Here is a 13,268-nt window from a genome sequence, read left to right as displayed (position 1 = left end):
ATTGTAAAACATATATTCAACCGCAAACAGGAAATCAGGCAGGGGTAGGATACTCCTGCTGTTTCCTGCGTTTATGGGCATATAGCATAGAGAGGCGTATATCCGCTTTACGGAAGGGAGGAGTTCTATGTTAAAAAGTATCCGGGCAAAGATATTACTGGCGATCCTGACAGTAACCATGTTTACTGCCTGTTCTCTTACGGGGGTATTTTATTTTCGGGCAGCAGGGATGATCGAAGAAAATTATTCCGGGATCCTGTATGGACGGATGCAGCAGACTATAAAAGATCTGGACGAATCCCTGAAAGAGATTTATTATGTGAATACGAGAACTGCCTGGGATACAGATATACGGAATAATGCGAAGGACTACAGCTGTACAGGAAATGAAAACAGCCTGGAAAATATGGCTGGGCTTCTCCGGGAACACAGTCGGGAATATAAAGATATCAACTCCCTTTACTTTGTCTTTCCAGACAAAAAAATGGCTGTGACTTCTGAGGAATTTCCGGTAAACAAGCAGGGGATTTCAGGAGAACATATCGAGGAATTGGAAAAAATACAGGAACTGGATTCCTTTCCGGTTCTTGTGGAATCTCCGATCCATGAAGGCGGCAGCTTTCTTTCTGTGATCCAGAAGGTAGAGGATGATAACGGAGAGATTCTGGGGTATGTTGTCGCAGACATCAGGGAACGGGCAATTTATTACGAATATCTGGAAGCTGTCAATGATGAAAAGATCACCAGAATAGTTCTGGTAGACAGAAATGATGAAATCGTGACATCCGGAGACTACAGTGACATTGGAAAAACATTTCCGGAGATTACAGATCAGAATGTTCCCAAAATGGAAGGCTATGCAGAAAAAAACGGTGTGATCTCTTTTTTCAGCAGAGGTAGCTTTTCAGACTGCGGCTTATATCTGGAGGTACCGAAAAAAGAAGTTTTAAGCGGACTTTCCCGGATGCGGCTCTTTCTGATCGGAATATTTGGTGCAGTTTTTGTGGCAGCTGTGCTGCTGGCACTGTGGCTCTCCAGAGTAGTCTGCGGACCGCTCAGATCCATGACTGGCACGGTTGAGAAGGTTGGTGAGGGAGATCTGAGCCTCCGTACAGAAGTGACTACTGCTGATGAGATCGGAACCCTCGGAAAAGAATTCAACCACATGCTGGATTATATCGAAGCTCTGATCGCCCAGGTGATCGAAGAGGAACAGCAGAAAAAAGATGCAGAGCTGGAAGCACTGCAGTATCAGATCACACCGCATTTTATGTATAATACATTGAACTCCATCAAATTTGCGGCATTTCTGAAAGGGGAAAAAGAGCTGGCGGGGCTTATTGGAGATTTCGTGGAGCTTCTGCAGGCCAGTATCAACAAAAAGGGAAGCTTCCTTTCTGTTGCCGATGAGATCCATATACTGAAAAATTATATCCATCTGCAGGATTTTCGCTATCAGGGAAGCTTTCAGGTGAAATATGAGATCTCTGAGGAAGCATACCGGTGCTATATTCCGAGACTGATCCTTCAGCCGCTTGTGGAGAATGCTCTTCTTCACGGGATCGACATCAAGCGGCAAACAGGAAAAATCTGGATCAGCGGAAACGTAAGTGAAGGAAAGCTGATCCTCATAGTAAAGGATAACGGCAGAGGAATGACAAAAGAGCAGATCCGAGATCTTTTTAACAGTCATGCAAAAAAAACAAACGGACTTTCCGCAGTGGGGATTCCAAATGTAAAAGAACGCCTGGAGCTTTATTACGGGACACAGGGAGGAATGGAATACGTAAGCAGTGGAAACGGTACGGAGGTCACGGTATTTCTGCCTGCGATCTATGATATGCCTGAAGAAGGGAGAAAAAATTAATGTACAGAACACTGGTGGCAGATGATGATTTTCTTGTAAGGAGCTATCTCAAAACCCTGGATTCCTGGGAAAAAGCAGGATATGAGATCGTGGATGATGCAGAAGACGGGGAGGAAGCTTATGGATTCCTTCAGAAAGAAAAAATCGATGTTCTTGTGACGGATCTTACCATGCCTGTGATGGATGGAATTGAGCTGATCAGAAAGATCCGTGAGGAAAACAGGGATATCTATATTATCGTGCTCAGCTGTCATGATGATTTTGAATATGTAAAAGAGGCCATGCGCCTTGGGGCGGATGAATATGTATTAAAGAACAGTCTGGACGAGGATAGTCTTTATGATACTCTGGAAAAATCAGCCCGGCTGATCGAGAAGCGCAGAGAAAAAAGTCAGGAACAGGCACGGACGAGAAAGCTGATCCATCTGGGAAGTCACGCTCTGAAGTATTATTTTTTTAACGGACTGATCTCGGGGATGCTGAAAAATCAGGCACGTGAGGAAAAGCGTGTGGAAGCCGGAATCGCCGGGAAATATTTTAACAGTGCTGTGATCTGTATGTTTATGGAGAACTGGGCAGAGAGGGAAAGACAATGGACGCCGCTGGAAGTGGAACAGTATTCCCATCATTTCCGTCACAGACTGCTGGAACGTACGGAGGAGCTTCTTGGGACAGAAAGTGAATTTACGGAAGTGGTCTATCTTGGCGCAGGGATTTTTTGCTGTTTTCTTGATCTTTCCGGAGACTGCAGGACATCGGCTATGCAGCAGAGACTGACTGAGGCAGCAGCGATCTGCTACCGGCACTGTCAGGAGGATCTTTGTGATTTTGGTATCAGTGTCAGCAGTGTCTGCATGGGAGAGGATGGGATCCGCCAGGCTTATCAGCAGGCCAGAGAAATGATGAAGCTGCATTTTTATGAGAAAAAAGAGATCCTTTATTTTGAAGGACGGAAGAAAGCGGACAGTGTTTTACCGGAAAGTGCTGAGAAGCTGGAAGGGCAGATTTCCAGGCTGAAGGCAGGGAAAGACCGAAAGAAAGCGGAGGAGCTTTGGACACAGGTTCTCGCTGACTGTCAGGATCGTTATACCGACGGAAGACTTCTGGTACAGTGGCTTAAGAAATTGAATCAGACAGCCGGAATTGAGAAAGAGCCCATCTGGTATGGAGATATTGAAAGCTTTGAGAAATTCAGGGAAAAGGGCAGTGCCTGTATTTCACAGCTTTTTGTGGGGGAAGAGGATGCTGTTCCGGAGGGGACCTCTGCTGCTGTGAAAAAAGCTCTGGAGTTTATCCGGGAACATTATGAAGCGCCGATCAGCCTTCAGGATGTAGCAGATGCGGCGGAGGTGAATCCTGCTTATCTCAGTTATCTTTTCAAACAGGAGATGAAGATCGGTTTTTCCAATTATGTGCAGGAGCTTCGGATCGACTGTGCAAAGAAGCTTCTTTCAGAGACGAACTGTAAAGTGAAGGATGTGGCATTGCGTTCCGGTTTTGGAGATTATCATTATTTTTCCAAGACATTTAAGAAGTTTACGGGCTTAAGTCCTGCGGAATACAGAAAAGAATCCGGATTATCATAGAAAGAGGTGCTTAGTATGGGAGTTACTATAAGGCAGATCGCGGAAGCTGCCGGTGTTTCCAGAGGTACTGTTGACAGAGCGTTAAATAACAGGGGCAGGATCCGTCCGGAGGTTGCTGAGAGGATCCGTGCCATCGCTGATGAGATGGGGTATAAGCCGAATCAACTGGGCCGTGCTCTATCCATGAGCAGAAATAATATTAAGATCGGCGTGATCCTGCAGGGTGCGGAAACACCTTTTATGAAAGAAGTTCTGAAGGGAATCCAGGAGGCGTGCGCTGAGGTGGATAATCTTGGTGGTACAGTCCTGGTCCATAAGATCGAGCATCAGAATGCGGAGGATGTTATTCTCGCCATGGAGAAGATGCGGATGGAAGAGGTTCGTGGTATTGCCATGGTTCCTTTGGATGAGGAACGTGTGAAAAGGGAAATTGACCGGTTTGTAGAGGAATTTCGGATCCCGGTGGTGACGTTTACTTCGGATGTGGAGGATACGAAACGGCTTTGTTTTGTAGGGCAGAACGGTGTGCAGTGTGGCCGTGCGGCTGCGGGGCTTATGGGGGAGCTGACCGGTGGAAAAGGAAAGGTTGTTGTGATTTCCGGCTATAGTACCAATACTTCTCTGAGTAGCAGGGTGGTTGGATTCCGTGAGGAAATTGCGCGGAAGTATCCTGGGATTGAGATCATTGGGCCGGAGTATTGCTTTGAGGAGAATGGCAGGGCCAGGGAAATTACGGAAGGGATATTTAAGGATGTTCCGGATCTTGACGGGATATATCTTACTTCTCATGGGGAGGAAGGGGTGTGTGAGGCAATTGCCGGAGCGGGGAAAGCTGGTCAGGTGAAGATGGTTGCCAATGATTTTATGGGGCGGAATTATGAGCTGATGAGGGAAGGATTTATTCATTTCCTGATCGGGCAGGATGCCAGGATACAGGGGTATGAGCCGGTGATGATTTTGTTCCGGCTGCTGTTTAATGGGGAAGCGCCGGAGAGGGCGAAGATTTTTACGGAAATATATATAAGGAATGAGTATACGATTCCGGAGGGGAGACACTGAAGTGGGGTGTCTCCTTTTTTTGTGCGGAGGGACGCCGCGGAAGGGGATGCTGTCTGGTCTGCGGCTTCGTCGGGGGCTGGCTTCTAGGACGCCGGAAATCTGCTAAAAGCGTTTTTCAAAAGTCCGAACTCGCGGCCTGCTGCCGCTCAGACAGCGGACTTTTGAAAAACAACGCAGATTCCCGCCGTCCAAGAATCAGCTCCCCTCCTGCAGAAGCAGAGCCAGACAGCATCCCCTTCCGCGGCTGGTGCTTCCAGCGAGAAAAAATGTCGTTTGACGATAGGTTGTGGGTCGTCAGCGCTGCGCTGGACGACTGCAAGGGCTGAGTTTGCGCCTGTTTGCAGGGAGAGTTTGGGCATCGGCGCTGCGCTGGATGCTTGAAGGGATGTAAGCTGTGATGCTGTGCAGGATGCTTGAAGGGGGTGGTGTGTGGGATGATTAGGGTGATTGTATGGGAATGTGTTGGAGATATTTTCGGTGAAGTTGACCTAAAAATATTACATATTGTGGCTAAAAATAGTTCTCGTCATTTTTAATAGAAAAAAGATGGTAATATTGTACAATATTAGGGGTTGCGATTTGTGTGTTGCGATGATAATATATTAAGCATAAAGAGCGTGTTCGGACACGCAAAGAGATTACATTGGGAAAATAAATCAAAAGGAGATCAAAACTATGATTAAAGTTGGTATTATCGGAGCAGGTAGAATTGGTAGAGTTCATATTACCAGTATCACAACAAGGGTGCCGGATGCGGTGATCAAGACGGTTGCAGATCCTTTCTTAAATGATGAGACTGCTGCATGGGCTAAGAGCATGGGTGTTGAGCACACGACTAAGGATTATAAGGAGATCATCAACGACTCTGAGATTTCCGCAGTTCTGATCTGTTCTTCTACAGATACTCATTCTCCGATTTCTGTAGAGGCTATCAAGGCTGGCAAGCATGTTTTCTGTGAGAAACCGATCGATCATGACATTGCCAAGATCAAAGAGGTTATCGATGCTCTTGAGGGCACAAATCTGAAATATCAGGTTGGTTTTAACAGAAGATTTGACCATAACTTTGAGTCTCTTCAGCAGGCTGTTGCAGCTGGTAAGGTTGGTAAACCGGAGATCATCAAGATCACTTCCCGCGATCCTGAGCCGCCTAGCATTGATTATGTTAAGGTTTCCGGTGGCATGTTCCTGGATATGACAATTCATGATTTCGATATGGTTCGTTATCTTGCAGGCTGCGATGCTACAGAGGTTTATGTTCAGAGCGCAAATCTGGTTGATCCGGCTATTGGTGAGGCTGGGGATGTTGATACAGCTGTTATCACTCTTCAGATGGAGAATGGTGCTATTGCTGTTATCGATAACTGCAGAAGAGCTTCCTATGGCTATGATCAGAGAGCTGAGGTTTTCGGTTCTGATGGTATGGCTGCTATTTCCAATGACAGCCAGTCTTCCACAGTGATCAGCAATGCTGAGGGTGTTACAGGTGAGAAGCCGATGTTCTTCTTCCTTGAGAGATACATGGATGCTTATGGTAAAGAGGTTGCAGCATTTATTGATGCGATCGTTAATGACAAAGAGACACCTCTTAATGTTTATGATGGTCTGAAACCGGTATTAATGGGTCTTGCAGCTAAGAAATCCAGTGAGGAGCACAGACCGGTTAAGATTTCTGAGATTATGGAATAATTCAAATAAAAAGGAGAATTGACCAATGTTTGATAAGAATAAAGTAAAGCTTGGTATTGCACCAATTGCATGGACAAATGATGATATGCCGGATCTTGGCAAAGAGAATACTTTTGAGCAGTGCGTCAGTGAGATGGCTCTTGCCGGTTTCACAGGCTCCGAGGTGGGTAACAAGTATCCGAAGGATCCTGAGGTTCTTAAGAAGGCTCTTGAGCTTCGTGGTGTTGAGATCTGTAACCAGTGGTTCTCAAGCTTCCTGATCACCAAACCGTTTGAGGAGGTTGAGAAGGAGTTCCGTGCACAGCTTACTTTCCTGAAAGCTATGGGTGCGAAAGTGATCGGCGCATCTGAGCAGAGCCACAGTGTTCAGGGTCAGATGGATACTCCGGTTTTCGGACATAAATATGAGATGAATGATGAAGAGTGGGATATCTTCTGCACAGGCATGAACAAGCTTGGTAAGATCGCAAAAGAGGAGTATGGTATTGCTCTTACTTTCCATCATCATATGGGTACTGTTGTACAGAGCCTTGCTGAGGTTGACCGTATGATGGAGAATACAGATCCTGAATATGTAAGTCTTCTTTTTGATACCGGTCACTTTACATACTGTGGAGAGGATCCTCTTGAGGTTGTAAAGAAATATGTTCACAGGATCAAACATGTTCATCTGAAGGATATCCGTCCAGAGGTTGTTGAGCAGGTTAAGAAAGAAAACATGAGCTTCCTTGCAGGCGTAAGAGCCGGTGCCTTCACGATTCCGGGAGATGGATGCATCAACTATGATCCGATCTTCAAGGTTCTCGAGGATGCAGGCTACGAGGGATATATGGTTGTTGAGGCTGAGCAGGATCCGGCTAAGGCTAATCCGCTTGAGTATGCAATCCGTGCAAGAAAATTCATTGCTGAGAAGACAGGCTTATAATTACGACAGGGAAATAGGTGCATGCTGATGTACAGTTAAGCGGAATAAAGATGTCCGCTTTGCATAGAAAAAGCGGTATCAGCCAGTAGTGCTTTGACACCGCTTTTTTCTGTAAGAAGATGCAAACAGTGTACGATAAACGGGACAGGAGGGCCGAATCATGGCACTTGTGAAAATGAAAGATCTGCTGAGACGTGCCGAAGAGAAAAATATTGGCTGCGGTGCTTTCAGTGTTGGTAATATGGAAATGGTAAGAGGTGCGATCCGCGCAGCAGAAGAACTGGATACTCCGATCATCCTTCAGATCGCGGAGGTGCGTTTGAAAAATTCTCCGCTTCACCTGATGGGACCGATGATGGTACAGGCTGCAAAGGAGGCTAAGGTGGATGTGGCTGTCCATCTGGATCATGGTCTTACTTTTGAGACGGTTGACAAGGCTCTGGAGCTTGGCTTTACATCGGTTATGCTGGATGCTTCTACGCTTCCTTTTGAGGAAAACATCGCCAGAGTAAAGGCCGTTGTGGAGAAAGCACGTAAATACAGCGCTACAGTTGAGGCTGAGCTGGGACTTGTGGGCGGAAGTGAGGATGGAAGCTGTGACCACGGTATTCGCTGTACAGATCCGGATGATGCGGTCGTTTACGCAAGAGAGACAGGTATTGATGCGCTTGCAGTTGCCATCGGGAATGCCCATGGTAATTATCCGGTAGCGCCGACGCTTGCTTTTGATGTATTGGAGAAGATCCATGAGAAAGTGGATATTCCGCTGGTTCTTCATGGCGGCAGTGGCATCACCGATAAAGATTTCCAGAGGGCGATCTCTCTTGGCATCCGTAAGGTGAATATTGCCACAGCAAGCTTTAACAGCCTGACAGCTCATGTGGAGAAATATATGGAATCAACAGACAAGCATAATTTCTTTGACCTCAATGAGGCTATGGCCCAGGGTACTTACGAGAATGTGAAGAAACATATTCTTGTATTTAATGAGCCATATCAGGAGTAGGCCAAGGATTTTCTTGTAAAAAAAGAAAAGGTCTGATAAGATGTTCTCAGTGAAAATAACTGGGAACATCTTTTTTGTGCCCATAAAAGAGGAGAGATAAAAATGGAACAGAAAGAGAATGTCTGTTCAGTTGCGAAGAAATGCGGCGGTTGCCGTTATCAGGGTGTATCCTACCAGGAGCAGCTTCGCAGGAAACAGAGAATTACAGAAGGCCTTCTGAAAAAATTCGGAAAAGTAGAGCCGATCATTGGAATGGAAGATCCCTATTATTACAGAAACAAAGTTCATGCAGCTTTTGGCCGTGACCGGAAGGGAAACGTAATTTCCGGGATTTATGAGGAGAAGAGTCATAGGATCGTTTCCGTAGATGACTGTATGATCGAAGATAAAAAAAGTCAGGAAATCATCCGTACCATACGTGGTATGCTGAAATCCTTTAAGATCAAGACCTATGATGAGGATACAGGATATGGACTTCTCCGCCATGTGCTTGTGCGGAGAGGCTTTTCCACAGGAGAGATCATGGTGGTATTAGTTACGGTTTCTCCAATATTTCCATCTAAGAATAACTTTGTAAAAGCTCTCCGTAAAGAGCATCCGGAGATCACTACGGTGGTTCTCAATGTCAATGACAGACAGACAAGCATGGTACTTGGAGACCGCAATATCGTACTTTACGGACCGGGATTCATCAAAGATCGACTTATGGGACTGACCTTCCGTATTTCTCCATCTTCTTTTTATCAGGTAAATCCTGTGCAGACAGAAGTACTTTACGGAAAGGCTATGGAGTTTGCGGCAATGACAGGAAAAGAGAGGGTGATCGATGCTTACTGCGGCACAGGTACTATCGGGATCATCGCTTCCGGGAATGCCAGGGATGTCATTGGTGTAGAACTGAACCGTGATGCTATCCGTGATGCCAGAATGAATGCCAGGGAAAACAAGATCCGTAATGTTCGTTTTGTTCCGGGAGATGCAGGATGGTTTATGGAAGGAATGGCAGCAGAGGGAGAGAAGGTGGAGGTTGTTCTCATGGATCCGCCACGTTCCGGAAGTGACCGTAAATTCCTTCACTCCCTTTTGACTCTTTCACCGGAAAAAATTGTTTATGTATCCTGCAACCCGGAAAGCCTGGCAAGAGATCTTGCCTGCCTTACTAAGAGAGATTACCTGGTAAAGAAGATGCAGCCGGTTGATATGTTCCCGCTCACCGATTCAGTGGAGGTTGTTTGCCTTCTGGAGAATCGTAGGACCAGACCGGGAAGAGCTTAGATTTTTGGCAGCTCACAGTGATATGCGATGCCAAGGGGCGTAACAAGAAGCGGATGGACCGGACGGTATACCGGAAGCTTCAGCCTCTTTTCAAAAACGGTAGTAAATTCCTTAAACATGGAAGAACCGCCAACTACATAAACAGCCGGAACCTGATAGCCCTTTAGAAATTTCTCGGTGATCACAGCCATTTTTTCTACAGTGGCCTTGATCACAGGGAAGATTTCATCTTCTTTTTCCGGAGTGGTTTTCAATACTTCGGCTTCCTCATAAGGGATCTTATAGTGACCGGCGACTGTCATGGTCATATGGCTGCCGCCGGTAGCTTCATCATCGGTGTAGATAACTTTTCCGTCTTTCAGGATGCTGATACCGGTTGTGCCGCCACCCACATCCACAACAGCACCGTCTGTGATCTTAAGGACAGCAGCTGCGGCAGTAGGCTCGTCCACGATATTTGTAACCTCGAAACCGGCACCCTCCAGAACATAGCCGATGCTTTTGACACTGCCCTCAGAAACTCCCGGAGGGATGGCAGCAGCACCGTAAGTAAGTTCTGTGCCAAGCCTTTCCTCCAGCTCATTTTTAAGCTTTGTCACAAGCTGGACAGATTCATAGTAATTGACGATCACTCCATCCTGGATCGCATGGGATGGTGCGGAAATTCCGGCTATGGGACGGTTATTCCGGTCGACAACGGCAAGAACGGTATTGGCAGTACCAAGGTCGATGCCTGTCTTCAGACGACCGCGGAATTTTTTACATTCACCTGTTTCTACAAGTTCTGCAAAATTGGACAAAGTTCTGTTTTTTAATTCCATTCAAAATACTCCATTTCTTTCAGACAGGGACAAAAAGAATTTTGCCCCTGATATAAATTCTAATAATTGCGGCCGGTAAAGATGGCAACGGATCTGGGCCGCATGCAGAAATCGTGTTCAATGCGTGGCTCCTGGCCTTTTTCGTAGAAATAACGGCCATTTCCGTCACCGAACGTGTTGACACAGAGATACCATGCACCGGGACGGGCAAGCTCCGGAAGTGTGACCGTTACGTCCTCCCAGTATGCGTTGATCACAATGTAGATCAGGTCATCAGTGCCTTTGCTCTTATCATAGCCTGCAAAGCTTACAGCGAAGGTGTGGGCATCTCTTGGAATGGTCACATCCCTTGCGTCAATGTTATGAGTGTGGATATTTTCCATACCGCATACTGCGTTGGGAAGCTTCCGGGAGATAATAGGGTGGTCTTTACGGAACCGGATCATAAATTTGAAAAATTCAAAAAGATCGTGATTTTTCTCCAGAAGCTTCCAGTTGATCCATGAGGTTTCGTTATCCTGACAGTAGGTATTGTTATTTCCGTGTTTTGTGTTTCCGAATTCATCACCTGCAAGGAACATCGGGGTTCCGCGGCTGGACATCAGTACAGCACAGGCATTCCGTATCATGCGGAAGCGGAGGGAGAGCACTTCAGGGTTGGTGGAATCGCCCTCTTCTCCACAGTTCCAGCTGCGGTTATCGTTGGAACCGTCGGTGTTATTCCAGCCGTTTGCTTCGTTGTGTTTTTCATTGTAGGAATAAAGATCATACATGGTGAAGCCATCGTGGCAGGTAAGGAAATTGACACAGGAATTGTATCCTGCATAATTGTCATTATGATCAGAATAAAAGCCTCCGTACAGATCACCGGAACCGGAAATACTCCATGCAGCGTCCCAGGCATTCCAGAAATCTCCCTTCAGGAAGGAACGGAGGCAGTCACGGTAACGGCCATTCCATTCAGCCCATCTGCGGCTGGCAGGGAAAGAACCAACCTGATACAGCCCGCCGGCATCCCAGGCTTCTGCGATCAGTTTGACATTTCTAAGGACCGGATCGTAAGCAAGGAGCTCCAGAAGGGGCGGATTGTTAAGTGGAGAACCGTCCTCATGGCGTCCGAGAATGCTAGCAAGATCGAAGCGGAAGCCGTCCACACGGTAGTTGATGGTCCAGTAACGTAAGCATTCAAGGATCATCTGACGTACAATGGGATGGTTACAGTTCAGAGTATTTCCACATCCGCTGAAATTGTAGTAATTTCCCTCTGGAGTCAGCATATAATAAACCTTATTGTCAAAGCCCTTAAAGCAGAAGGTTTTTCCCAGCTCGTTTCCTTCGGCGGTATGATTGAATACAACATCAAGAATTACTTCGATGCCATTTTCGTGGAGCTCACGGATCAGCTCTTTCAGCTCAGTTCCCTCACAGTTATGCTCCGGCTTGGAAGCATAGCTGGTGTTTGGAGAAAAGAAGTTGACAGAATTGTATCCCCAGTATTCCAGAAGCCGTTTGCCATTTACAGTACGGGCATTCATATTCTCGTCGAACTCGAAGATCGGCATCAGCTCTACGGCGTTGATCCCCAGTTCCTTGAGATAAGGGATCTTTTCACGAAGACCGGCAAAGGTTCCCGGGTGCATAACACCGGAAGAAGAATCCTGTGTAAAGCCGCGGACGTGAAGCTCATAGATGATCAGGTCACTGATCTTACGGGTGGACTGCGGCATGTCTTCCCAGTCAAAGGAATCACGTACCACACGGGCATGATAGCTTCCGATCTTTTGCTGGCCCCATTCACGCTGACCGGCAACGGCTTTGGCATAAGGATCAAGAAGAACCTTTGTCTTATCGAAGATGTGACCCTTTTCCGGTTCGTAAGGACCGTCAATGCGGTAGCCGTACTCCAGATCTTCGATGTCCAGTCCCATGACGATCATGGAGTAGACATCACCGATACGACAGGCATTGGGAAAAGGAAGGACTGCGAAGGGTTCCTCTTCTCCGGAGTGGAAAAGAAGAAGCTCGCAGGATGTACCGTGGCGGGTATGTGCGGTAAAGTTGACTCCGTTGGAAAGAGGAGTAGCGCCATTTAATTCAAAAAACCCGGGACGTACAGGAAATCCCGCAATAATATCTGTGGGCCGGGATGTCAGTGTATTCTCAGAGAGCATAGTCTGATTCTGTGTTTTCATTTCCGGTATCCTCCTTGGTGAAAATTTTTTTACAAACAAAAATATTATAACTGATTTTCAGAAAAAAGTACAGGCTGGGAACCTATGAAGTTCACGGGAGTTGACAGAGATTGCAGAAATGTGATAAAAACCTGTACAGAGATGAGGTGAAAAAGTGGAAGAAAAAAGAAGAGAAGAATGGATGGCCATTTTAAGACAAAGCCGGCTCTGCAGAAACCTGGAAGAAAAAGAACTCCTAAACCTCATGGAGCAGGAAGGAACGGTGCGGACTTATTCCAGAGGGGAGCGGATCTTTCAGGAAACAGACCGGCCGGATTCGGTTTATATGCTTCTTAACGGAAGTGTGATCATCGCAAAAGAGACGTTTTCCGGAAAAAGGATCCTTCTGGCGCAGCTGGAAGATCCAGGGGCTCTGTTCGGGGAGGTTTATGCCTTTATGGAGAAAGCTTCCTATGACATGTATGTGGAAGCGCTGACGCAGGTTTCCGTTCTGATCATGAGCAGCCGGATCTTTACAGACAGGGAAGAAAATAGTTTAAGCCGGAAACTTCGGGAAAATCTTCTTGAGGTTTTTGCCGGGAAGGCTTACAATATGAACCGGAAGCTTCGGATCCTTGGAAGTGGCAGTCTCCGGGAGCGGATCGTCCGTTTCCTTGTAGAATGCCAGGACAGTGAAGGACAGATCCACATGAATCTTTCCAGAGAAGAGATGGCGGATTATTTAAACATTACCAGGCCGTCTCTTTCCAGAGAACTGGGAAAGATGCAGGAAGAAGGAATCCTGGAACTTGACAGGCGTCAGATCCTTGTGAAAGATCAGGAAAAAATGGAGTTATATCTGTAAGGTA

10 protein-coding genes are annotated in these 13,268 nt (G+C 46.6%); 8 read left to right on the top strand and 2 right to left on the bottom strand.

Translation table 11 applies throughout. From position 1 onward, the window contains the following. Positions 1–127: 127 nt before the first annotated feature. The 7 genes from NQ489_RS12330 to rlmD all read left to right on the top strand — a co-directional run bounded on the left by NQ489_RS12330 (position 128) and on the right by rlmD (position 9,407). Positions 128–1,867 carry a cache domain-containing sensor histidine kinase gene (locus tag NQ489_RS12330; RefSeq protein WP_021651741.1) on the top strand — a complete coding sequence of 580 codons (1,740 nt, stop codon included), beginning with the start codon at positions 128–130 and terminating at the stop codon, positions 1,865–1,867. After that, entirely contained in the window at positions 1,867–3,453 is a 1,587-nt protein-coding gene (locus NQ489_RS12325; RefSeq protein WP_021651740.1) for a response regulator transcription factor, read from the top strand. Before NQ489_RS12330 ends, NQ489_RS12325 begins: the two co-directional genes overlap by 1 nt. A 15-nt stretch (positions 3,454–3,468) precedes the next feature. Next, positions 3,469–4,512, top strand: coding sequence for a LacI family DNA-binding transcriptional regulator (locus NQ489_RS12320; RefSeq protein WP_021651739.1), 1,044 nt, complete (start codon positions 3,469–3,471; stop codon positions 4,510–4,512). Positions 4,513–5,187: 675 nt separating this feature from the next. After that, positions 5,188–6,201, top strand: a complete 1,014-nt coding sequence (gene iolG, locus NQ489_RS12315; RefSeq protein ID WP_021650722.1) for an inositol 2-dehydrogenase — start codon at positions 5,188–5,190, stop codon at positions 6,199–6,201. A 25-nt stretch (positions 6,202–6,226) separates the two neighbouring features. Further along, a complete protein-coding gene (gene iolE, locus NQ489_RS12310) occupies positions 6,227–7,126 on the top strand; it encodes a myo-inosose-2 dehydratase (protein WP_021650721.1) in 900 nt (299 codons plus the stop codon). A 160-nt stretch (positions 7,127–7,286) separates the two neighbouring features. After that, positions 7,287–8,132: a class II fructose-bisphosphate aldolase gene (locus tag NQ489_RS12305; protein ID WP_021650719.1), complete on the top strand. Its 846-nt coding sequence runs from the start codon at positions 7,287–7,289 to the stop codon at positions 8,130–8,132. Positions 8,133–8,234: 102 nt separating this feature from the next. After that, positions 8,235–9,407 carry a 23S rRNA (uracil(1939)-C(5))-methyltransferase RlmD gene (gene rlmD / locus NQ489_RS12300; protein WP_021650718.1) on the top strand — a complete coding sequence of 391 codons (1,173 nt, stop codon included), beginning with the start codon at positions 8,235–8,237 and terminating at the stop codon, positions 9,405–9,407. Here the strand turns inward: rlmD and eutJ are convergent. Together eutJ and NQ489_RS12290 are read right to left on the bottom strand one after the other, a co-directional pair. After that, positions 9,404–10,228, bottom strand: coding sequence for an ethanolamine utilization protein EutJ (eutJ, locus tag NQ489_RS12295; protein WP_015524418.1), 825 nt, complete (start codon positions 10,226–10,228; stop codon positions 9,404–9,406). The genes rlmD and eutJ overlap by 4 nt on opposite strands. A 59-nt stretch (positions 10,229–10,287) precedes the next feature. After that, positions 10,288–12,420: a glycogen debranching protein gene (locus NQ489_RS12290; RefSeq protein ID WP_044960986.1), complete on the bottom strand. Its 2,133-nt coding sequence runs from the start codon at positions 12,418–12,420 to the stop codon at positions 10,288–10,290. Between the two features lie 154 nt (positions 12,421–12,574). Between NQ489_RS12290 and NQ489_RS12285 the strand changes: the two genes are divergently transcribed. Next, a complete protein-coding gene (locus NQ489_RS12285; RefSeq protein WP_021650714.1) occupies positions 12,575–13,264 on the top strand; it encodes a Crp/Fnr family transcriptional regulator in 690 nt (229 codons plus the stop codon). The last annotated feature ends 4 nt before the right edge of the window (positions 13,265–13,268 follow it).

Source organism: Blautia sp. KLE_1732_HM_1032 (genome assembly GCF_025147905.1).
GTDB lineage: Bacteria > Bacillota > Clostridia > Lachnospirales > Lachnospiraceae > Blautia_A > Blautia_A fusiformis.
Note: the sequence above shows the minus strand (reverse complement) of the source record. Positions and strands in the feature narration are given on the sequence as shown.